This is a genomic window from Labrys miyagiensis, assembly GCF_030160835.1.
In the GTDB taxonomy this organism is placed as follows: Bacteria; Pseudomonadota; Alphaproteobacteria; order Rhizobiales; family Labraceae; genus Labrys; species Labrys miyagiensis.
Genome location: NZ_BSPC01000015.1, coordinates 266,675 through 286,415, shown reverse-complemented (window position 1 = coordinate 286,415; position 19,741 = coordinate 266,675). Strand labels below are relative to the sequence as shown.

Sequence of the window (19,741 nt, the reverse complement as noted above, 5' to 3'; positions counted from 1 at the left end):
GCGCAAGTCCCCCTGCCCGCCCCTTTTTTGCGTGGCTCCTGCACAGGTAACGACAGTGGCCGGGACATGCCCGGCCACTGCATCAGATTTTCCCTTGGTCGGGGCGAGCCCGGCCATTGCATCAGACGTTCGCTGAGAAGGGCGCGTGCAGCACTTACTCGGCAGCCTTCGCGGCCTTGGCCTTCTTAGGCTTGGCCGGCTTCTCCTCGGCAGCGGCGGCGGCGGGAGCAGCCTCAGCGGTCTCTTCGTCGTCTTCCTTGAAGAGCTCGTCCTTGCTCACCTTGTTCTCGGTGATCTCGGCCTGGCCGAGGATGTAGTCGACAACCTTGTCCTCGAAGATCGGAGCGCGGAGCTCGGCGATGGCCTGCGGGTTCTTGGTGTAGAACTCCCAGATCTGGCGCTCCTGGCCCGGGAACTGGCGGGCGCGCTCGATCACGGCGCGGGTCGCCTCTTCCTCGGTCACCTGGATCTTGTTGCTCTCGCCGATCTCGGCGAGCACGAGGCCAAGGCGCACGCGGCGGGCCGCGATCTTGCGATAGTCTTCCTTCGCGGCTTCCTCGGTGGTGTTTTCTTCCTCGAAGGTGCGGCCGCTCTGCGCCATCTCGCGCTCGACCTGCTGCCAGACATTGTCGAACTCCTGCTGGAACAGGGTCGGCGGCAGATCGAAGGAATATTTGGCATCGAGCGCGTCGAGGAGCTGGCGCTTGACCTTGCTGCGCGAGGCCGACGCGTATTCGTTCTCGATCGAGGTCTTGATCACTTCCTTGAGCTTGTCGAGCGACTCCAGGCCGACCGACTTGGCGAGCTCGTCGTCAACAACCAGCTCACCCGGGGCCTGCACGGCCTTGACCTTGACGTCGAAGCTAGCGGCCTTGCCGGCCAGCGTGTCGGAGGCGTAGTTCACCGGGAAGGTGACGTCGACGGTCTTTTCCTGGCCGGCGGTAACGCCGATCAACTGGTCCTCGAAGCCAGGGATAAAGGTGTTGGAGCCGAGGTCCACCGAAATGTCCTCGCCCTTGCCGCCCTCGAATTCGACACCGTCGATCTTACCGACGAAGTCGACGACCACGCGGTCGCGGCTCTCGGCCTTCGACTTGGCCTTCTTGTCGCTGTAAGTGACATTGCGGCGGGCAAGGTCTTCCAGGCGCGACTGCACTTCGGAATCCTCGACATCGGCCACCGGCTTGGCGATCTTGATGCCCGTGATGTCGCCGACTTCGAAGGTCGGCAACACTTCCACCGCCACGGTCCAGGCGAGATCGGCCTTGCCGTCGAGAACCTTGGTCACGCCTTCATCGTCGGCGCCGAAATCCAGCTTGGGCTCCATGGCCAGCTTGATCTGGTTGTCATCGACGATCTTGCGGTTGGCCTCGCCAACGAAATTGTTGACGATGTCGGCTGTCACCGAACGGCCATAGAGGCGGCGAAGATGCGCCACCGGCACCTTGCCCGGGCGGAAGCCGTTGACACGGACCTTGGTCTTCATGTCCTCGAGCTGAGCGTCGGTGCGCGAGGCGATATCGGCCGCCGGCACCACAACCTTGAATTCCCGCTTCAGGCCATCGGCCAGGGTCTGGGTCACCTGCATAAATCTTGTCCCGAATCCGTGAGTTCGTTGCCACCCTTCATCCCGGCTTCGAAGACAGACGGTCGTGTCGGCGAGGAAGCGGCGCTCCCACGACTTTCAACACCGGAAAAGATATCCGGGGCCCGATACGACCGAAAGCCCAAAACCTTGGGATACCAAGGGCTTACCTTATACCACCCTCCCGCGCCAACAAGGCCCATCAGGCCGCGGGGCGAAGATGTGGCGCATCATTGGCCACGTGGGGTGGCGATTGGATTGGGGCTTTTACATCCACCGCGTTGTGGATTGCAAGCTGTTCTGTGGCTCTTTTCGGTATAAACGGGCCGGGAAGAGCCCCAACGGGAGGATTTGCGCTCTTCCTCACCATCCACGACAAAAAGCGCTTGCCAAGGGTTTGCTCTTGGTGTCAGTGCGCGTTTTGAAAGATCACCTTTCGCTTTGCCCTGCTGGTGGAACTGGTAGACACACGAGATTTAGGTTCTCGCGCCGAGAGGCATGGGGGTTCAAGTCCCTCGCAGGGCACCATACGGCATTCGCGCACAGCGCTTCGTTGATTGCCCTCCTTGCCCAACGGTAGGAAGAGCTTCACAAGGCCTCGACGCCGCAGTCGCTGCAGCAGATGATCGTGCCGCCCCGCGCGGTGCCGATCCGGACAAGATCGAAGCCCGCCGTAAGCCCTTCCACAATGAGGGCATCGCCCCTGAGATGGGGATGGGTGTCTTACAGGAAATCGACCTCGCCAACTTTCCCGCATTCGGGACATTTCAAGTCCAATGTCCATCGGTCGGGAACACCCATTCGGTTTCGGCCCTTGCTTGCGTTCATTGGGCAAATGGGGTTGGCCTCTGCCGAGTTGCAAGGCTGGCAAGCGGCGCTGGCACTGATATTGAGGGGGCTGGATACGACCCATTTTGGTGGGCCGTGGGTGGGGGAACTTCGTGAATGGTCGGCAGTCTCAACCGACGGCAGGTGATGGCCGGGCTCGGTGTTGCATTGACGGGTCTCGCGGCACCAAGGGGGGCGAGCGCGGCTCTCCCCACCATGGCTCTCGCCGCTGCACCAGACGAGATGATCTTCTCCGGCGTCCCAGCCCGGACGCGCACGCTCGCGTATAATGGAATGATACCGGGGCCGATCATCCGCGTGCGGCAAGGCGAGGCTCTCGCTGTCCGGTTTGTCAACAAGCTCGACAAGCCCTCGGCCGTGCATTGGCATGGCCTGCGCATCGCCAATGCGATGGATGGCGCGGCCGGGCTGACGCAGCCGCCGGTCCAGCCCGGCGAGAGCTTCTACTATCGCTTCCAGCCGCCCGACGCCGGCACCTTCTGGTACCATCCGCACATCCACGGCGATACGGCGCGCCAGCAGGATGCCGGCCTCTATGGCGTGCTCATCGTGGACGAAGAAGAGCCTGTCTCTGTCGACCAGGATCTCGTCCTTGTCATAGACGACTGGTCGCTGGGCCCCGACGGGCAGATCCTGCCGCCCGCGCCCGCCGACGCCATGCATGCCGGACGCATCGGCTCTCGAATAACCATCAACACCGTGGATGACGAATATATCACCCTGGCGCCGAACGAGAGGATCCGCCTGCGCCTGGTCAATGTCGCCAATTCACGTATCGCCAGGCTCGCCCTTGCCGGTTTCACGGGCACCATCGTCGCGATCGACGGCCACCCCGTCGATACGCCCTTCGTGCCGAATAATGGCCGCCTGGACCTGCCGCCCGGTGGGCGCGCCGATATCGTGGTGGACGGACCGCCGGCGGAAGGCGCGGAGGCGGGCATTGCCATTAACAACAATGGCGAGGTCGTCATGCTTGTGCATCTCGTTCCGAGCAAGGGGCCAGCCAAGCGCCCTGTCCCCCTGCCGCCCTTCGTCCTCGCTCGCAGCAGCCTGCCGGCGGTGCTCGCCTTGCAGAGGGCCAAGCGCGTTCCGCTCGTGATGGAGGGCGGCCCCAGGATGGGTGTCGACGGCACGATGCAGCACGCCATGGGCATGGGTGGCAGTGTCTGGACGCTTAATGGCAAGAGCAGCGACGGCCATGGCGGTCCACCGCTGTTCTCGGTGAAGCGCGGCTCGCTGGTCGATCTCGGCCTCGTCAACAAGACCATCTTCGCCCACGCCATCCATGTGCATGGTCACGCCATGCGCATCCTCCACCCCTTCGACGACGAGTGGCAGCCTTATTGGGTCGACACCGTCACGGTGGCAGACGGCGAAACCGTGCATACCGCCTTCATCGCCGACAATCCCGGCAAATGGATGATCCATTGCCACATGGTGGAGCACCAGGAGAGCGGCATGGCGACCTGGTTCGAGGTGACGTAATCCCAGGTGCGAGGACATCTTGTCCGCATCTTCCTCTCCTGCATGCGAACGCTTCCAGGATGCGGACAAGACACCCGGCAAGAGAGCCCAAGACTTGCCATTTCGGAGGATTTCCAGTATCCGGCGCGTCTTGGAGTTCGTCATGTAACGCGCATCTTGGCTCAGCCGCTTCCGGCCGGGCAACACGCCACAATCGCTGCATTCCCATCGCTCGTCATCGAGGCGGCGAATGTGAAACTGTGTGCACAAGGTGCTTCCATGTCTTTCATCAAATATCCGCGCACGCCGCATCTCGTCGGCTCGCGGCTGCAGCCGGGCGATGACACCTCCGGGCAGGTTCGTCTCGACCAGATCGCAGGCGGCCATCTCGTCTTCGAGGAGAAGATCGATGGCGCCAATGCGGCCATCAGCTTCGACAATGCCGGGCGCCTCACCTTGCAGTCTCGCGGGCACGTGCTCGCGGGCGGCGCGCGCGAGGCCCAGTTCAACCTGTTCAAGGCCTGGGCACAGACCCACGAAGCGGCCTTCCGCATCGCACTGGGCCAGCGTTTCGTGATGTTTGGCGAGTGGTGTTTTGCCAAGCATACGGTCTTCTACGACCGTCTGCCGCACTATTTCCACGAGTTCGACATCTATGACCGCGAGCGGGAGATCTTCCTCTCGACGCCACGCCGCCATGCCCTGTTAGCAGGCTTGCCTGTCGTCTCGGTACCGGTGGTGCATGAGGGGACCCTGCCCAAGCTCACGTCGCTACGCTCGCTGATCGGCCCTTCGCTCTACAAGTCGGCGGGGTGGCGCCAACGCCTGCGCGAAGTCGCGGCCGGCGAAGGCATGGAGGTCGAGCGCATCGTCAGGGAGACCGAGGACAGCGATCTCGCCGAAGGCCTCTATCTCAAGCATGAGGACGAAGAGAGCGTGATCGGCCGCTACAAGTTCGTGCGCGCCGATTTCCACCAGGCCATCTTCGATTCGGGCTCGCATTGGCAGGATCGCCCGATCCTGCCCAATCAGCTGGCCGAGGGTGTGGATCTCTTCGCGGGAGGCCTATCATGAGCTGGATGACCGCCCTCCTCCGGGACGAACTCGACTGGCAGGAGATTGCCGGAACGATGCCGTTTGCCTCGAGCATGGCTGCCTGTCCGCAGGATGCCGTCTACCATGCCGAAGGTGACGTCTGGACCCACACGCGCATAGTGGTGGAGGCGTTGCATCGGGACGCCGCGTTCCAGAGCCTGCCCGAAGAGCGCCGGCATCGCTTGACGCTGGCTGCCTTCCTGCACGACATCGCCAAGCCGCTCACCACGGTGCGCGAATGGGACGAGGCCGAGGGGCGGGAGCGCATCCGCCAGCCCGGCCACGCCCGGCGCGGCGCTCGCATGGCCTGGCTGGCCCTTTGGCAGGAAGGCATGTCACTGGAAATGCGGCAGAGCGTCTACTGGCTGATTGCCTGGCACCAGCGCGTCGTCCACATGTGGACCGAGGCCGACATGCTGCGCCAGGCGATCACTTTCTCGCTGGTGGGCAATTGGCGCGACCTGACGATCCTGGCTCGCGCCGACAATCAAGGGCGGATCTCGCCGAATGTGACGGAAACCGACGAGGCCCTTGCTTTGCTCGCGCTCTGGCTCGACGAGCAGCGCCTTCTCGACGGGTCCTGGGTGTTCGCGGATGCCGCCTCCATGCGCGAATTCCTGGAAAAGCCCGAGCGGTCGCCCCACTACGCCGCCCAGCAACCGCAAGGCAGCCGCGTGGTCGTGCTCTCAGGCCTGCCCGGCGCCGGCAAGGACACCTATGCCCACACCCGCTTTCCTGAGCTGCCCGTGGTGAGCCTCGATGCCCTGCGCGCGAAGCTGAAGGTGGATCCGCAAGGAAAACAAGGCGCGGTGATCCAGGCCGTCTTCGATCTCGCCCGCGAGCATCTTCGCGCCCGGCGCCCCTTCGTTTGGAACGCGACCAACGTCACTCGCACGATGCGCGAGAAGATCATCGGCCTTTCGCGCGCCTATGACGCCCATGTCGTCATCCATGTCGTGGAGCAGCCCTTCCGCACGATCCTGCGCCAGAACAAGGAGCGGCAGGCAGCAGTCCCCGAGGTGGTGATCCACACTCTCGCGGCCAAATGGGAGCCACCCAGCGTGCTGGAGGCGCATGAGGTGGTGTGGGCTTAGGGGGCGCTTAAGATTAGTGCTTCAAGTGCGACGCTTGCGCGGTGCCTCGCCTGTTCTCCGAACACCGGCTTGCCGATTCACGGATCTAAACGATCCCGCGGATGTCAGCCTCTCTCGCCTCTGCTGTCTTCCCACCACAACACGCAAACGCCCTCGTTCCCACGCCCTTTCCGGCTGGGTTGATTGGGAGACCGGGCGATGGCGGCTGCCGAGCAGCCGTGAAAGCAGAATCATGGAAGATGCAGGCCGCACTGTCGGTGCAGGCCGCCATCGCCCCGTTCCGGTCGCTCCACACGCTGACAAGGCGCGCAAGGCCACCTGTTTTTCCGCCTTACGAAGGCGGAGGCGAGCCGGGAGCGGATGGCACGGACCATCCGAACCTGACCAGCCGGCTCGGTCAAGGGGCTCAGCGCTGCAGTCCTGGCCGGACAGTGGCATCAGCCGTCTTCACCGCATCGACGGGAGGTGGGACGAAGGCGCTGCCGGGCTCAAGCCCTTCACGCTCCGCCCAGGGATCTTGATCGCGTGGTCTTTCCATCGCGTGGCACTTCCATGGGGTGCCGATCCCGTCTGTCCCGCGCGTCACCCCTGGAGGCCTGCCTCGAGAGAAGCACAGCCGCCGCGCCTGCCACTTGGACAGGCTGTCGGGGCGGATGGAAGCGTTCGGAGCCGAGTTGATCATACGCCGGCTGCTGACGCTTCGTTCCGGGAGAGATGAGAGCATGGGAACGGACGAAAGTCAATATTTGTTTATATTATGTCCAATGCAATCCAACGCATCTCAGGCGGAGGAAGATGCCGGGCAGGGTGTTGTCGAATTTATCCGGTCGTTGACGAGCGGTTTGAGCGGGGAACCAGGAGATCGCTTGAGGACAGGAGCTTCAAGCGCGGTGCCTCTCCGCCCTCTGAACACCGGCTTGCCGACTCACTCATTTCTTGACGACCGCTTAGGCGTTTTCTTCCAGACGGAGCGTGGCGTCATTCCAGCTCACCTCTCAGTCGCACGGAATGACGCCACGCCCCATCCGATAGGCCCCGAACGGGCTCGCATTTGGAAGCCCGCCTTCCCACGGCTAAAGCGTTTTGCGATTTGACGGAATCGACAAGAACCGCAAAGACGCGTCCAAACAAAGAGTTAGAGCAAAGAAGCGTTTATGCTCAAACGCGTTTTGCGCTAGCATGGGCGCCTACTCATTCTGGCCGCGAGTCTCCATGCCGATCTCAGCCCGCCCCTTCCTGATGTTCCAAGGCGATGCCGAGGCGGCGATGACGCTCTACCGCGCCGTCTTCGGCGAGGCCGCCCGCATTCTCAAGATCAATCGCTATGGCCCCGGCGAGGCCGGCGCCGAAGGCTCGGTGAAGGTGGCGCTGTTCCAGATCGCCGACCAGGAGATCAAGTGCATCGACAGCCCCATGAAACACGCCTTCGGCTTCACCCCGGCCATCTCGCTCTATGTCAATTTCGACAGCGAGGATGAGCTCGGGCGGGTTGCGGTGGCGCTGGCCGAAGGAGGCGCGGTCTACATGCCGCTCGACGATTACGGTTTCAGCCGGAAATTTACCTGGGTCGGAGACCGCTACGGTGTCACCTGGCAGTTGAACCTGCCCTGAGGCGGAGTACGCTCCTCTGAAGCGTCTCGAGGTTCAGGCCTGCGCCAAACCTGCCAGCGCCTTCGGAAGCATCCCATGCAGGTCATCCGCCGTAAGCCCCAGCCCGAACTGGTTGGCGGCCTCGCCATGCAGCCAGACGCCGGCGCAGGCCGCGTCGAAGGCCGGCATGGCTTGCGCCAGCAATCCGCCGATCAGGCCTGACAGCACGTCACCGGAGCCAGCGGTCGCCAGTGTGGGCGGCGCGTTGGCGTTGATGGCGGCACGCCCGTCCGGTGCGGCGACCACGGTATCGGCGCCTTTGAGCAGGACCACGGCGCCGGTTGCCTCGGCGGCGGCGCGGGCGCGTTCGAGCTTGGAAGCATGCCTGCTGGCGATATCTTCGAACACACGTTCGAATTCGCCCTCATGCGGAGTGAGCACGATGGCGCCCTTCGCGGCGCGCAGGGTGGCAATGAAGCGGATGCGCTCGGCGGCAAAGGCAGTGAGCGCGCCGGCATCAACAACCACCGCCCTGTTCGAGCCCAGAGCCATGTCGACGCGAGAGCGGGTCTCCTCGTCCGGCGGCAGCGCCGGGCCGATCACGAAGGCGTTGCGCCTCTTGTCCTCCAGCATGGCGGCAAAGCCCTCCAGCCCATCGCAGCGCCGCACCATGATGGCGTCGAGCGCGGCGGCATGGATGGGCAGGGCATCCGAGGGGCTCGCCACGGTGACGAGGCCGGCGCCGGCGCGCAGCCCCGCCTTGGCCGCCAACCGCGCCGCGCCCGTGCCCTCGATGCCGGCCGAGAGCACGACGAGATGGCCGCGGGCATATTTATGGCCCTCCGGCATCAAGTGCGGAAAGTGCTGCCGCCACAGTGCCGGCTGGTTGGCGAAGGTCTTCGGCTTGATTGTCTCCAGCACGCTGTCGCTGATGCCGATATCGGCGACACGGACGGCGCCGCAATTGACCTTGCCTGGCACCAGGAGATGGCCGGGCTTGCGCCGGAAGAAGGTCACGGTCTCCTGCGCCTTGATGGCGACGCCTCGGATCTGCCCGTTGCTGCCGTCGATCCCAGAGGGCAGGTCGACCGCGATGACATGCAGGCCTGAAACGTTGACGCGCTCGATCAGGCCAGCGAGCGGCCCGGTAATGTCGCGCGAGAGACCTGCACCGAGCAGCGCGTCGATGACGATGCCTTCCCTGGGCAGCGTCAGGGTGAAGGCATCCTCGATCGCTGATCCCCATTGCTCCGCTGCATAGGCGACCTCCCCCCCCAGCGAAGACACCAGCCCGATCATGCCCAGGCGCACGCGGTAGCCGCGTTCGCGCAGGATTCGGGCCGCCACGAAGCCGTCGCCGCCATTGAGGCCGGTGCCGCAGAGGACGAGGATGGGGGTGTTGAAGGGCCAGCGCGAGGCCGCATCCGCGACGGCCCGCCCCGCCCGTTCGAGCAACTGGCCGGCTGTCATGGTTTCCGCAATGGCAAGACGGTCCGCGTCGGCCATTTCGGACGGACTCAGCAATTCGATCAAGATCCCCTCCAATCCCCTGGTTCATATGCGCCACCTCGTCGCATTCGGTGGAAAAATCATCAAAAAATGCGCTGCTGGGCGAAAATTACACTTCGCAAGCGCACAATTTGTTGGCAGGCTGGTGAAACTTTGTGCAGTCTTGCTGCGTCACCTGCCCAATTTCCGGCCCTCAATACGACAACACTTTGAACGTAAACACGAATTTTCCTGTTGGCGGTTTGGCATGCGACCTGCTACCAGCAAGAAGGTTTCTGCGCACTATGTGCTGAAATCGAGGAGACCCCATGAAGAAAATTGAAGCCATCATCAAGCCCTTCAAACTGGACGAGGTGAAAGAGGCGCTGCAAGAGGTCGGCCTGCAGGGAATTACGGTGACGGAGGCAAAAGGCTTCGGGCGGCAGAAAGGCCACACCGAGCTTTACAGGGGCGCCGAATATGTCGTCGATTTTCTTCCCAAGGTGAAGATCGAGGTTGTGGTGCCCGACGAGCGTGTCGAGCGCGCCATCGACGCCATTCGCAAGGCGGCCCAAACAGGGCGTATCGGCGATGGCAAGATTTTTGTCCTCAATATCGAAGAAGCCATCCGCATCCGTACCGGCGAGAGCGGCCTCGACGCAATCTAAGCGAAGGTGAGATCGCCCGATGCCAAGGCGTTTTGCGATTTGGCGCTATCGCCGAGAAACGCAAAGACGCGTTACAACAAGGAGTTGAAGCAAAAAGGCGTTTATGCCCAAACGCGCTTTGCTTGAGGAAACCGTGCCTAAAGAAGGAAAGGCTATACGATGAAGACCGCCAAGGACGTCCTGAAGGCGATCAAGGACAATGACGTTAAATATGTCGATTTCCGCTTCACCGATCCGCGTGGCAAGTGGCAGCATGTAACCTTCGACGTCTCCCTGGTGGACGATGAGATCTTCACCGAAGGCACGATGTTCGACGGCTCCTCGATCGCCGGCTGGAAGGCGATCAACGAATCCGACATGTGCCTGATGCCGGATCCGACCACGGCGACCATGGACCCGTTTTTCTCGGCCGCCACGATGTCGATCACCTGCGACGTGGTCGAGCCCTCGACGGGCGAAGGCTACAGCCGCGACCCACGCGGCATCGCCAAGCGCGCCGAGGCCTATCTGAAGTCGACCGGCATCGGTGACACCGCCTTCTTCGGCCCCGAGGCCGAGTTCTTCGTGTTCGACGACGTGCGCTTCAAGGCCGATCCGTACAACACCGGTTTCAAGCTCGATTCGACCGAGTTGCCCTCCAATTTCGACACCGAATATGAAGGCGGCAATCTCGGCCACCGCATCAACACCAAGGGCGGTTACTTCCCGGTTCCCCCGCTCGATTCGGCGCAGGACATGCGCTCGGAAATGCTCGCCGCCATGCAGCAGATGGGCGTCGTGGTCGAGAAGCATCACCACGAGGTCGCCTCCGCCCAGCACGAGCTCGGCATGAAGTTCGGCACGCTGGTGACCATGGCCGACCACCTGCAGATCTACAAGTACTGCATCCACAACGTCGCCCACACCTATGGCAAGACGGCAACCTTCATGCCCAAGCCCGTGTTCGGTGACAATGGCTCGGGCATGCATGTGCACCAGTCGATCTGGAAGGATGGCAAGCCGGTCTTCGCCGGCAACAAATATGCCGACCTGTCGGAAACCTGCCTTTACTACATCGGCGGCATCATCAAGCACGCCAAGGCGCTGAACGCCTTCACCAATCCGGCGACCAACTCCTACAAGCGCCTGGTCCCGGGCTATGAAGCGCCGGTGCTGCTGGCCTATTCGGCCCGCAACCGTTCGGCCTCCTGCCGTATCCCCTACACCACGAACCCGAAGGCCAAGCGCGTCGAGGTCCGCTTTCCTGATCCGGCGGCGAACCCATATCTCGCCTTCTCGGCCATGTTCATGGCCGGCATGGACGGCATCCTGAACAAGATCGACCCCGGCTCGGCCATGGACAAGGATCTCTACGATCTGCCGCCGAAGGAGCTCAAGAAGATCCCGACCGTCTGCGGCTCGCTGCGAGAGGCGCTCGGCGCCGTCGACAAGGATCGCGACTTCCTCAAGAAGGGCGGCGTGTTCACCGACGACTTCATCAACTCCTATATCGAACTGAAGATGCAGGAAGTGATGCGCTTTGAGATGACACCACACCCGGTCGAGTTCGAGATGTATTATTCGGTCTAAGGAAGTCCAATCCAGGCGGACAGATCGAAGGGCCGGTGCAGCGATGCACCGGCCTCTTTCTTTGGGACTTGCCGGCCGGTTTGCGTATCGGCGGCAGTCTCCCTCAATAAACTTCGAACAGCTCCACGAAGGTCGGCAGTTCCAGCAGGAAGTCCGGGTCTTTCTCCAGGTGCCGCGTGCGCGTGACATCGTCGCCTGAGAAGGCGCGGATAGCCTCGAGGCTCGGCCAGTAGGAGATCACCATGAATTCGGCATGATCCTCGCGCAGGGCCCGGAACATTTCGACCTTGATGTTGCCGGGAATGCTCTCGATCTTGCGCACGCCCGCCTCGTGCAGATAGCGCGAATAGGTCTCGAAATCCTCCTTGCGTGTCCGGCCCTTCCAGATGCGGATGAATTTCGGCCTCGTGGTGTCGTCCCTGGTCATGCTCTCTCCTTCAGCTTCGCGCCGGCATCCGGGCCGCCGTGGTGGCAAGGCCGATGCCCATGCATACCGTGATCAGACCAGCAATGATGTTCCAGCGCAAAGGCTCGTTCAGCCACAACCTTTCGGCCGTCGAGGCGCAGGGCCTGGCCGTGACCGTGGTCAAATCGAGCTTCCAGCCGGCCCGGCTGCAGGTGCTGTCCGGGGAACACGGCCTGCCGTCGCTACCCGCGGCGGAGATCCGTCTGCACCGCACGCCGAGCCTCTCCAGGGCCGGCACCCTGCTGGCCGATCACCTGAGCGAAGCGATGCAGGCCCTCCCGCCGGTCCTTTCCGCAAGATAGATCAAGGCCGGCGGTGTAAGCCAGGGCGAAACAGGAGAGTAGCTTGCCACCAGCCCCGTTCGACAATCCGCTCGTCGCCGCCAGATTCGAGGCCCTGCCCGGCTCCCTGCGCCAACCTCTGCTGCATCTGCGCCAGACCATCCTCGATGTCGCAGCGGGGTTGCCGCAGCTTGGCGGCCTCATCGAAACGCTCAAATGGAGCGAGCCGGCCTATCATCCCGTGAAGGCGCGGGTGGGCACCACCATCCGCATCAATGCCCATCGTGGTTCCCTAAGCTGTTATGCGCTCTATGTCCCCTGCCAGACGCAGCTCGCCGCCATGATCAGGCAGCACTATCCTGAGACGTTCAGCATCGAAGGCAGCCGCGCTCTGCTCTTCGATGTCGAGGCGACCATTCCGGCCGAGCCGCTGCACTATTGCATCGCCATGGCCCTGACCTATCATTTGCAAGCCAAACGCGGCGCCTGATTTTTCCGCCGCTCGGACACGATCACCCGCAATCTCCTCTCGCTTTTTTGCCGCGCTAATAGCAATCTGCCGGTATGCAGGCGGATCAATTGCATGAAGACCCTCGCTTTTCTCATCTCGGTCATGGCGCTCGCGGCGACCCCGGCTCTTGCGGCCGATAAATTCCCGCCGCCTGACCTGACGCTCGAGCAGCCCAAGCCGGCACAGATCAAGCCGAAGCCGGCCAAGGCCGCGCCGCTCACTAAGGCCAAGTCGCAGTGGAGCGCCGATGACAGCGACAAGCCGGCCAAGACCTTCGGCGACGGCGCCAACAGCGCGTGCTGCAAGCTGAGCGTCACCGCCAGGCAGCGCCCCCTCTACCCGAATATCGGTCCCGACCCCTCAGCCTGGTACCCTGATCAACCCTCCACAACGGACCAGGCTCAATAGGTCTTCCGACTGGACTGTCCTAGCAGCACCCGCGTGTTTCCAAGAGCAAAGCGCGTTTAAGCGTAGACGCTGCTATGCTCAAACTCTTCGTCTCGACGCGTCTTTGCGATACTTGACGATTCCGTGAGATCGCAAAACGCTTTAGGGATTCGCGCGTGTCGAAGGAAATCTGGCTGATTCGCCACGGCGAAAGCACGGCCAATGCCGGCTTGGCCACCAAGGACGCTTCCTCCATCGCACTCACCGACAAGGGCTGGCACCAGGCCCGCGAGATGGCAGCGAAATTCACCGCGGCGCCGGACCTGATCGTGGTCTCGCCCTATCTGCGCGCCCGCCAGACGGCCGGGCCTACGGCGGAGCGCTTTCCGGATGCGCCGATCGAAACCTGGCCCGTGCAAGAATTCACCTATCTTTCGCCGGTGCGCTGCGCCAACACCACGGTCGAGCAGCGCCGCCCGCTGGTGGATGCCTATTGGAAAGCCTGCGACCCCTCCCTGGTCGACGGCCCCGGCGCCGAATCCTTCACCCACATGCTGGACCGGGTGCGCGAGGCGGCGAGGCGCATCGAGGCAAGCCCGGCGAGGACCATCGCCATCTTCACCCATGGTCACATCATGCAGGCCTGGCGGCTCCTCGCCAATAATCCCGCCGCGAGCGACAAGACCGACATGGAGCGCTTCCTTACCGCCTTCCAGGCCCGGCCGATCGAGAACTGCGAATGGATGTCGGGCGCCGCCTATGAAAAGGTGGCGCGCAGCTGAGGCTGGCGACGCCTATTCGCCCGCCTATCATGAACGCCGCGCCGAGACACATGACTACCATCATGTGTCACATGTCGAATTCAGGTCGGGAACTCGGCTTCGACGATATTGCGAGCCCCCGGCCTGTCAGTTCGTTCAGACAGTCGCAGAGACCTGGATCTCGACCAGCAGTTCGGGCGCGGCAAGGCGAGCCTCGACGGTGGCGCGCACCGGCAAATTGTTCATGTCGATCCACTTGTCCCACACGCTGTTCATCTGGGCGAAATGGGCGATGTCGCGCAGCCAGATGTTGACGGTAAGCAGATTGGCCTTCGACGTGCCGGCCTCGGCCAGGAGCGCATCGATCTGGGCCAGGATATCGGTTGTCTGGGCAACAGTGTCGGCATTGGCGTTGCTGGCCGTGATGCCGGCGGTGGTGACGATGCCATTGGCGATAACCGCCTTGCAAAAACGCGGGCCGGGATGAAGGCGCTTGATCATGGGTCGTTCCTCTTTGTGAAACTGCGCGCCTGATCTAGCAGGCCTGCCGGTGCTTCGCCACGGTCTCAGGCTGTCACAAAGTCCGGAAGCTTCTTCGCATGGAAGACGGTCCTTCCGCTTCTGGCGCTGACTGCACCTTGCCGCAGGCAAGGAAGAACCAACCATTGTTGATGTCACGCGGACGGCAAGGAGAGGACGGATCGGATGGCCGACACAGCGGCGTCGCTTTCCCCTGAGGCATTGAATATCGCATGGTATCGGATCGCGCTCACCCGCGCCTCGGCAAGATTTTGATCATCGTCCAGCACAGTCCGCACCGCGGCTTCGTTAATCGGGAAGACCGCTCCGTCATAGCCAGGCGGCAGGCCTTCAAAGGCCTGGGTGGATGCAAAGGCCGGCAACCCAGAAGCCAGGGCGGATATGAGTTTCATCTTCAGCCCCGTGCCGTCGACGGGCACCAGGGCAGCCTTGCTGCGCGCATACACCTCCTCGATCTTATCTACGAAGCCGAGCAACTCGATCGAGGGGAAGGGCGCAACCGCCGCGATGACATCCGGATCATCACAAATACGTCCGCACACGGCGATCCGATAGCGCGAGAGCCATTCGCCGTCCCGCGCCAGCATGCCGCAAAAGCCGCGGGCGTTCATCACATAGCCGGAGGCGACGAATACAAAATCGAAATCCCGGTTGGTCTTCGGCGATACCGCCATCTCGGCCTTTGGCCGATCCCAGGACGAAACGTAAAATGTGGTGGCCTTGCTGAGCATTATGCGAAAAAACGTGGCTTCGGTTGGGGAGATCGCGACCACACCGCTCGTCGCGTCGAGTGCAGCGATCTCACCGCGTAATTTTCTGAGCACATTTGTTGAAATCGGGCTGACATCCTCGAGTTTCGCCCACTTAAGGCTCAGCACATCGTGGGTATCGACAACGCATCGCGAGGTATCGACGCCATTCAATTGACTGAGTGCGTATTTGTAACTGACGACAAAGGCTCCGGCGCGAGTCTTCAGCTCGTCGAAGAGCGGTGTCGCTTTTGGAATCCGCATGCGGAGCAGCTGCGCGGCTTTTTTTGGAAAGAGGGAAATAGCGAAGTTTTTGAGACTAGCAACGCGCCCCAAGGAGCGTGTGTAAGGCTCCGTAACCAGCTTGACGCCTGGCCACCGCCGCCTGAAGGCTTCCTTAGCGTCCTCAGTCCAGGGAAACTGGTGATGGTTTTCATGTGAATAAACAACAACGTCATCAAATTCGGCGGACAGCCTGTTCACGAGGGACGCCGCTCGTGCATGCGAGCCATCCATTTCGACCGCAAAGGCGGCGGTGAAGACGACCACGACTGTACTGAGTTTCGGATACATTGTTTCACCAGGGAGCGAGGTTTAGTTCAACGAACAGTTCAATTGGGAAGTCGGGGCAACGCTACTACTCCGGATGGTCGTCCCTGGAACAGTCTCTAGATTCTGCATAATTGCGTCTTGAACGGAACCGGCGATCGACTTCTTCAGATCGCGTTGCGCCCTGGTCCGAGAGCGGTTATTCGACTTGACCTCGTCGATGGGTTTCTCCACCAGCGGCAATGCCAAGGCGTAGAACTTGGACGTTAGCTTCGATCCACCAAGGCTCGTAAAGAAGTCATCATAGGCAGCAACGAAAACTGATGGTTGTCCGTCGTAGTAACATACCTGGGCCTCGGCGGAGACGCCCAGAATTGTCGTTAAGCCCATGCCGTCCGCAAGGCCGTGGAGCGCAGCGATCAAGACAGCCGGAGCAGAGAGGCCGCGCAACGACTTCATTGCGGTTCGGAGTAGTTCGAAATCGCTCTTGGTGCCTTGAAGGCGGGTCAGCAAGACCACCGTGTTTGCCGGCAGGCCCGCAAGCGACCCAGGCGCAAAACTGAAAGATAGAAGATAAATCAAAACGCCCTCGAATTGATATTCGAAGGTCAGCTCGCCCTCATTGTCAGTAGGATCCGAAAATTTCAGAACAACGCGATGGCGGCCCGCATCGGTTGGATAGTCCCAAAGACAGGCTTCCTTATCGAGAACTTTTGCGACAAACACGGAATCGAATTTAGTTCCCAGTAAATCATAGTGATGAATCGTTGTAGCAGCGCGTTCCGCAGTCGACATTCCCCTTACAAGATACCGGTAGTGCAGATATTTTATAGTGAGTTGCGGCTGCCGCTTTAAAATGTCGCGAAAAACGGGTTTGTTCAATGCCTTAGCGACCCGCCTGTGACGTACGGGATGGGAAAATAGATCGCACACTCGCTTAAGCCGTGCTACGACCTTTCGTTCTCCTTGTTCTTTCTTGCTGAACAGCGCTACGTCGGCAATCTTCTGTAGAAAAAAATTACTTTTCATCGCCATAAAAATCCATCCCCCAATAGATTGGGAAAAAAAAGTACACAACAATGTATTCGATCTGAAGCGCTCTTGTGACTCAGTGAGGGTATTAATTTTGAGCAATTTGAGGCTTCACCCTGGCCTTTGATGGTGTGCACCTGTCAGAACAATCGACGAAAAGTGTTACGAGGCAAGTCCTTTGCGGAGGCGGCGTAATCCAAAAGATGGTCCCTATTAAGGCCATTAGGCCTGTCGATCCCTAGATGGGTTTCGCCATACTTATTCAAGTATAAAGCCAACCACTGAAAAAGAGTCGGAGTGCGGCGTCGACGTCTGATGGTTGACAGTGTTGCCTGCCACCCTCGGCGAGAGACAAACTCCAATTGGTGCGGCCCGCGCTGTCAACGCTCGGAGACGAACGCTCAACAACCTTAAAGCATTGTGTTTTCAGGAAAATTGACCACTCAGGTTTACAGGCGCGAACATGTACGAACTGATTTCACAATTCATACATCTCCCATTAAGGCGCGCGAGCGCTCAATGAAACCCGGCTCAACAGCGCAAGGCGTGTCCTCATGTCTCTATCCCCTGCTCTCAGCCGCGCCGCCCGAGCATTTCTTGACCTCGATATTACCGACATGGTCAGGAAGTCCGGCGTGCCCAGGACTATCATCGCGGAGTATGAGAAGAGCGGGAGAATCCCTCAGAGGCAGGATATAGCGGCGCTTCAACTTGCCTTCGAGGAAGCCGGCATCGTCTTTCTCCCCGATGACGGCAATGGTCCGGGCCTGCGCCTGCGCCGCGGCATCAGGCAGGCTTGGCTGCGGCCGGAAGAACTCACCGCGGAAAACGACGACTGAAGGGCTCTTTGATTGAGATGCACAGCGAAAAGCTGGCGCTTCACAAAGGCTCGCCTCCAGTAACGCAAGGAACAGACGGAACCGATCGAAAGGCGGAGGTATTGGTTGCATTGTAACCATCTTCGAGGTTCGCTTGTTATTCTCCTCATCGTCCACGGCCTGCCTCTCGGCGACGAAAGCCTGACATGGCCATTGTCGCAAGGGCTCGTACCAAGGAAGACGATTGCCCGCCGCCCGCTTCTTCTGATTCCGCAGGCCGCCGGCACTTCCTGGTGATCATCGATGCCGAGGGAGAGGAATTAGTCCGGCGACTGCGCAGACAATTCCCGCAAGCCTCCATCCATGTCCTGGACGAAGATCCCAACGGTTCCGGCGCCGCGACGCGGTTGCCTCCCGAGATTGCCTCTCGACTGGGTGCCTCCGTTCGCCGACCGCCATCGGCCCAGATCACTCCCATGCTGACACCGCGCCAGGCGAGCATCCTGAAGCTGATCGCGGAGGGGCGCTCAAACAAGGAGATCGCGCGTGCGCTCGCAATCTCTCCCTTTACCGTGCGCAACCATGTCTCGCTCCTCCTGCGTGTCCTCCACGTAGCGACAAGGGAAGAGGCCGCGAAGATCGCCAGTCAAAAGGTTGTGACATGAAGGCTTATGAGCATGCTCCACCATACGATCAAGCCCAATCTACAAATGCACAACTTCAGATTGATTAACTAATATTAATTCTCTACCTGGTTGCATTCACTTCCGGATCCAAGGATCGTTGTCATCGGCCGGAGCATCACGCGACGGCGTTACAATGCGGGAGGTTGCCGATGGGGCTGTGGGGGCTGGCCAGGCAATTGATCGGAGCCGGGAGCAGGATGCCTGTGTTGGGCTCGCTGGTCATTGGTTCCTATCAGGCGCGCTTGCCTAAGACCGGTTGGAACCTGGAGCACCCTTTCGACCGGCTCCATGGCGTCGACACCAGCGGTACGGTACCCGACTACATGCTCATCGCAGGTGCCACGGCCTATGGCGCGGCGCAGCCAAGCATCGTATGCCGTGCGCTGGCGGCAATCCCCGAACCTCGATCATGCCATTTCGTCGATCTGGGCTGCGGCAAGGGCCGGCCCCTGCTGGTCGCCAGCGGGATCTTTCCCACGCTCACCGGCGTGGAGATTTCCCGCGCTCTCGCGCAGGTTGCGAGGGCCAATGCCGCGGCGTTCGGCAAGGCTCATCCACAGCATGGGCGCATCGACATCATTGCGGGCGACGCCCTTGCCTATGCACTGCCTGACCAGCCACTGGTCATCTTCCTCTACAACCCCTTCCGCTTCCCGCTGATGGCCAGGCTCGTGGAGACGGTCGAGGCGTCGCTCCGCCGGCGGCCGCGCGATCTCTATATCGTCTATTACAATCCTGTCTGCGCCGAGCTTTTCGACGCTTCCCGCCTGCTCGAACGCCGCTACGCCGCCCAGTTGCCCTATGACGCCGGCGAGATCGGCTACGGCCCGGAAGAATCCGATGCGGTGGTGATCTGGCAAAACCGTGGCAACACCCATCCACTTCCGGTGGGCAGTCCCAACACACCCATCACGATCGTCTCCCCCGACGCGCGGGCCGTCGTCGAGGCCGTGGCCTGAAATCAACTGTCCTTGCGGGCGGCCAGAGCCATGGCGATCAGCGTGGCGCCACCAAAAACCAGGTCGATGCCGACGATCAGACCTATGGCCCAGAGGGCCGAGCCCGGCAGCGCCGAGATGATGTAGGCGGCCAGGATGAGATCGACGATGCCGTTCACCAGCATCCACTCCCAGCGGCCGGAGAGGCTGCGGCGGTGGGAGATGGCCAGCACGACCATCAGGATGCCGTCGATCGCAAAGAAGGCGGTGAGCAGCAGCGTGAGCGAGAGCAGGCCCTGCAGCGGGTTCCAGATCAAGGTGATGCCGGCGAGGATGGCCAGGATGGCCGAGATCAGCGCCCAGGCAAAGCCCGGGGCCTCACGGGCGCGAAGCGTGGCGACAAGGCCGATGATGCCGGCAAGCAGGAAAAGCCAGCCGAGGAAGACCGTCGTCACCAGGCCCGCCAGCAGCGGCACGACGATGGCCACGCAACCGAGGATCAGCAGGATGATCCCTTCGGCGAGGAAGATGCCCCATTGGCTGAGAAGAGGCCTGCTCTGGCTCGAGGGCATGATCGGCGGTTTCAGCGACATGGTCGGTCTCCTTCTCTTCGATGACGAA

General features: G+C 61.4%; 21 protein-coding genes and 1 tRNA gene. 14 read left to right on the top strand and 8 right to left on the bottom strand.

Features of this window, described 5'->3' with window-relative positions; all coding sequences use genetic code 11:
- Positions 1-154 precede the first annotated feature (154 nt).
- Entirely contained in the window at positions 155-1,588 is a 1,434-nt protein-coding gene (gene tig, locus QQL24_RS09830) for a trigger factor (RefSeq protein WP_284311796.1), read from the bottom strand.
- A gap of 440 nt (positions 1,589-2,028) precedes the next feature.
- Between tig and QQL24_RS09825 the strand changes: the two genes are divergently transcribed.
- From QQL24_RS09825 to QQL24_RS09810, 4 genes are all read left to right on the top strand, one after another.
- A tRNA-Leu gene (locus QQL24_RS09825) sits at positions 2,029-2,113 on the top strand.
- A 417-nt stretch (positions 2,114-2,530) separates the two neighbouring features.
- Positions 2,531-3,919, top strand: coding sequence for a multicopper oxidase family protein (locus tag QQL24_RS09820; RefSeq protein ID WP_284311795.1), 1,389 nt, complete (start codon positions 2,531-2,533; stop codon positions 3,917-3,919).
- Positions 3,920-4,177: 258 nt separating this feature from the next.
- Positions 4,178-4,972 (top strand): RNA ligase family protein, encoded by a 795-nt coding sequence (locus QQL24_RS09815; protein ID WP_284311794.1) that lies wholly within the window; start codon positions 4,178-4,180, stop codon positions 4,970-4,972.
- Positions 4,969-6,087: an AAA family ATPase gene (locus QQL24_RS09810; protein ID WP_284311793.1), complete on the top strand. Its 1,119-nt coding sequence runs from the start codon at positions 4,969-4,971 to the stop codon at positions 6,085-6,087. The genes QQL24_RS09815 and QQL24_RS09810 overlap by 4 nt, the downstream gene beginning before the upstream one ends.
- A 406-nt stretch (positions 6,088-6,493) precedes the next feature.
- Here QQL24_RS09810 and QQL24_RS09805 read toward each other — a convergent pair whose 3' ends face one another.
- A complete protein-coding gene (locus tag QQL24_RS09805) occupies positions 6,494-6,625 on the bottom strand; it encodes a hypothetical protein (protein ID WP_284311792.1) in 132 nt (43 codons plus the stop codon).
- Between the two features lie 674 nt (positions 6,626-7,299).
- Between QQL24_RS09805 and QQL24_RS09800 the strand changes: the two genes are divergently transcribed.
- Positions 7,300-7,698, top strand: coding sequence for a VOC family protein (locus QQL24_RS09800; protein ID WP_284311791.1), 399 nt, complete (start codon positions 7,300-7,302; stop codon positions 7,696-7,698).
- Between the two features lie 33 nt (positions 7,699-7,731).
- Here QQL24_RS09800 and QQL24_RS09795 read toward each other — a convergent pair whose 3' ends face one another.
- A complete protein-coding gene (locus tag QQL24_RS09795) occupies positions 7,732-9,207 on the bottom strand; it encodes an NAD(P)H-hydrate dehydratase (RefSeq protein WP_284311892.1) in 1,476 nt (491 codons plus the stop codon).
- Positions 9,208-9,494: 287 nt separating this feature from the next.
- Here QQL24_RS09795 and QQL24_RS09790 point away from each other — a divergent pair, with 287 nt between their 5' ends.
- Entirely contained in the window at positions 9,495-9,833 is a 339-nt protein-coding gene (locus QQL24_RS09790; protein ID WP_068296275.1) for a P-II family nitrogen regulator, read from the top strand.
- A 159-nt stretch (positions 9,834-9,992) separates the two neighbouring features.
- On the top strand, positions 9,993-11,402 hold the full coding sequence (glnA, locus tag QQL24_RS09785; RefSeq protein WP_284311790.1) for a type I glutamate--ammonia ligase: 1,410 nt from the start codon (positions 9,993-9,995) through the stop codon (positions 11,400-11,402).
- A gap of 103 nt (positions 11,403-11,505) precedes the next feature.
- Here the strand turns inward: glnA and QQL24_RS09780 are convergent, their stop codons facing one another.
- Positions 11,506-11,829 (bottom strand): antibiotic biosynthesis monooxygenase family protein, encoded by a 324-nt coding sequence (locus QQL24_RS09780; protein WP_284311789.1) that lies wholly within the window; start codon positions 11,827-11,829, stop codon positions 11,506-11,508.
- Positions 11,830-11,882: 53 nt separating this feature from the next.
- Between QQL24_RS09780 and QQL24_RS09775 the strand changes: the two genes are divergently transcribed.
- From QQL24_RS09775 to QQL24_RS09760, 4 genes are all read left to right on the top strand, one after another.
- Positions 11,883-12,170, top strand: a complete 288-nt coding sequence (locus QQL24_RS09775; RefSeq protein WP_284311788.1) for a type 2 periplasmic-binding domain-containing protein — start codon at positions 11,883-11,885, stop codon at positions 12,168-12,170.
- A 43-nt stretch (positions 12,171-12,213) separates the two neighbouring features.
- Positions 12,214-12,639 carry a DUF1801 domain-containing protein gene (locus tag QQL24_RS09770; RefSeq protein WP_284311787.1) on the top strand — a complete coding sequence of 142 codons (426 nt, stop codon included), beginning with the start codon at positions 12,214-12,216 and terminating at the stop codon, positions 12,637-12,639.
- A gap of 93 nt (positions 12,640-12,732) precedes the next feature.
- Entirely contained in the window at positions 12,733-13,068 is a 336-nt protein-coding gene (locus QQL24_RS09765; RefSeq protein ID WP_284311786.1) for a hypothetical protein, read from the top strand.
- Positions 13,069-13,223: 155 nt separating this feature from the next.
- A complete protein-coding gene (locus QQL24_RS09760; protein ID WP_284311785.1) occupies positions 13,224-13,829 on the top strand; it encodes a histidine phosphatase family protein in 606 nt (201 codons plus the stop codon).
- 135 nt (positions 13,830-13,964) lie between these two features.
- On the opposite strand, the gene QQL24_RS09755 is transcribed toward QQL24_RS09760, so the two are convergent.
- The 3 genes from QQL24_RS09755 to QQL24_RS09745 all read right to left on the bottom strand — a co-directional run bounded on the left by QQL24_RS09755 (position 13,965) and on the right by QQL24_RS09745 (position 16,681).
- Positions 13,965-14,309, bottom strand: a complete 345-nt coding sequence (locus tag QQL24_RS09755) for a RidA family protein (protein WP_284311784.1) — start codon at positions 14,307-14,309, stop codon at positions 13,965-13,967.
- 173 nt (positions 14,310-14,482) lie between these two features.
- A complete protein-coding gene (locus QQL24_RS09750; RefSeq protein ID WP_284311783.1) occupies positions 14,483-15,670 on the bottom strand; it encodes a glycosyltransferase in 1,188 nt (395 codons plus the stop codon).
- Between the two features lie 21 nt (positions 15,671-15,691).
- On the bottom strand, positions 15,692-16,681 hold the full coding sequence (locus QQL24_RS09745) for a DUF535 family protein (RefSeq protein ID WP_284311782.1): 990 nt from the start codon (positions 16,679-16,681) through the stop codon (positions 15,692-15,694).
- A 551-nt stretch (positions 16,682-17,232) separates the two neighbouring features.
- On the opposite strand from QQL24_RS09745, the gene QQL24_RS09740 reads away from it, so the two are divergent.
- From QQL24_RS09740 to QQL24_RS09730, 3 genes are all read left to right on the top strand, one after another.
- Positions 17,233-17,517 carry a transcriptional regulator gene (locus tag QQL24_RS09740; protein WP_284311781.1) on the top strand — a complete coding sequence of 95 codons (285 nt, stop codon included), beginning with the start codon at positions 17,233-17,235 and terminating at the stop codon, positions 17,515-17,517.
- A gap of 185 nt (positions 17,518-17,702) precedes the next feature.
- Positions 17,703-18,161 (top strand): helix-turn-helix transcriptional regulator, encoded by a 459-nt coding sequence (locus tag QQL24_RS09735; RefSeq protein WP_284311780.1) that lies wholly within the window; start codon positions 17,703-17,705, stop codon positions 18,159-18,161.
- A gap of 218 nt (positions 18,162-18,379) precedes the next feature.
- Entirely contained in the window at positions 18,380-19,141 is a 762-nt protein-coding gene (locus tag QQL24_RS09730) for a methyltransferase domain-containing protein (RefSeq protein ID WP_284311779.1), read from the top strand.
- Positions 19,142-19,143: 2 nt separating this feature from the next.
- Here the strand turns inward: QQL24_RS09730 and QQL24_RS09725 are convergent, their stop codons facing one another.
- Positions 19,144-19,713, bottom strand: coding sequence for an HdeD family acid-resistance protein (locus tag QQL24_RS09725; protein WP_284311778.1), 570 nt, complete (start codon positions 19,711-19,713; stop codon positions 19,144-19,146).
- Positions 19,714-19,741 lie beyond the last annotated feature (28 nt).

What these genes read in the sequence shown, in the direction of transcription:
- QQL24_RS09780 (WP_284311789.1), bottom strand. Translation starts at nt 11,829, where the DNA reads ATGACCAGGGACGACACCACGAGGCCGAAATTCATCCGCATCTGGAAG.
- QQL24_RS09735 (WP_284311780.1), top strand. Translation starts at nt 17,703, where the DNA reads ATGGCCATTGTCGCAAGGGCTCGTACCAAGGAAGACGATTGCCCGCCG.
- QQL24_RS09755 (WP_284311784.1), bottom strand. Translation starts at nt 14,309, where the DNA reads ATGATCAAGCGCCTTCATCCCGGCCCGCGTTTTTGCAAGGCGGTTATC.
- QQL24_RS09730 (WP_284311779.1), top strand. Translation starts at nt 18,380, where the DNA reads ATGCCTGTGTTGGGCTCGCTGGTCATTGGTTCCTATCAGGCGCGCTTG.
- QQL24_RS09745 (WP_284311782.1), bottom strand. Translation starts at nt 16,681, where the DNA reads ATGGCGATGAAAAGTAATTTTTTTCTACAGAAGATTGCCGACGTAGCG.
- QQL24_RS09765 (WP_284311786.1), top strand. Translation starts at nt 12,733, where the DNA reads ATGAAGACCCTCGCTTTTCTCATCTCGGTCATGGCGCTCGCGGCGACC.
- QQL24_RS09725 (WP_284311778.1), bottom strand. Translation starts at nt 19,713, where the DNA reads ATGTCGCTGAAACCGCCGATCATGCCCTCGAGCCAGAGCAGGCCTCTT.
- QQL24_RS09740 (WP_284311781.1), top strand. Translation starts at nt 17,233, where the DNA reads ATGTCTCTATCCCCTGCTCTCAGCCGCGCCGCCCGAGCATTTCTTGAC.
- tig (WP_284311796.1), bottom strand. Translation starts at nt 1,588, where the DNA reads ATGCAGGTGACCCAGACCCTGGCCGATGGCCTGAAGCGGGAATTCAAG.
- QQL24_RS09820 (WP_284311795.1), top strand. Translation starts at nt 2,531, where the DNA reads ATGGTCGGCAGTCTCAACCGACGGCAGGTGATGGCCGGGCTCGGTGTT.
- QQL24_RS09810 (WP_284311793.1), top strand. Translation starts at nt 4,969, where the DNA reads ATGAGCTGGATGACCGCCCTCCTCCGGGACGAACTCGACTGGCAGGAG.
- QQL24_RS09800 (WP_284311791.1), top strand. Translation starts at nt 7,300, where the DNA reads ATGCCGATCTCAGCCCGCCCCTTCCTGATGTTCCAAGGCGATGCCGAG.
- QQL24_RS09790 (WP_068296275.1), top strand. Translation starts at nt 9,495, where the DNA reads ATGAAGAAAATTGAAGCCATCATCAAGCCCTTCAAACTGGACGAGGTG.
- QQL24_RS09815 (WP_284311794.1), top strand. Translation starts at nt 4,178, where the DNA reads ATGTCTTTCATCAAATATCCGCGCACGCCGCATCTCGTCGGCTCGCGG.
- QQL24_RS09750 (WP_284311783.1), bottom strand. Translation starts at nt 15,670, where the DNA reads ATGTATCCGAAACTCAGTACAGTCGTGGTCGTCTTCACCGCCGCCTTT.
- glnA (WP_284311790.1), top strand. Translation starts at nt 9,993, where the DNA reads ATGAAGACCGCCAAGGACGTCCTGAAGGCGATCAAGGACAATGACGTT.
- QQL24_RS09775 (WP_284311788.1), top strand. Translation starts at nt 11,883, where the DNA reads ATGCCCATGCATACCGTGATCAGACCAGCAATGATGTTCCAGCGCAAA.
- QQL24_RS09805 (WP_284311792.1), bottom strand. Translation starts at nt 6,625, where the DNA reads ATGGAAAGACCACGCGATCAAGATCCCTGGGCGGAGCGTGAAGGGCTT.